1 tRNA gene is annotated in these 215 nt (G+C 47.9%); it reads left to right on the top strand.

Going from position 1 to position 215, the window contains the following annotated elements:
* Positions 1-139 precede the first annotated feature (139 nt).
* A tRNA-Gln gene (locus tag DPQ31_RS01250) sits at positions 140-214 on the top strand.
* Position 215: the final 1 nt, after the last annotated feature.

The following is a 215-nucleotide window of genomic DNA, read 5'->3' as shown; positions in this document are numbered from 1 at the left end:
CGAAGTGGCTAAACGCGGCGGACTGTAAATCCGCTCCTTCGGGTTCGGCAGTTCGAATCTGCCCCCCTCCACCATTTTCTTTAAAATAACCTGAGAGGGTTTATTTTTTTGAGAAGATAAGCATACTAGTAAATATTAATGGGCTATAGCCAAGCGGTAAGGCAACGGACTTTGACTCCGTCATGCGCTGGTTCGAATCCAGCTAGCCCAGCCAT

The organism is Bacillus sp. COPE52, from assembly GCF_003355115.1.
Lineage (GTDB): Bacteria > Bacillota > Bacilli > Bacillales > Bacillaceae_G > Bacillus_A > Bacillus_A toyonensis.
The sequence above is the reverse complement of the archived record's forward strand: the minus strand, read 5'-3'. Positions and strand labels throughout refer to the sequence as shown.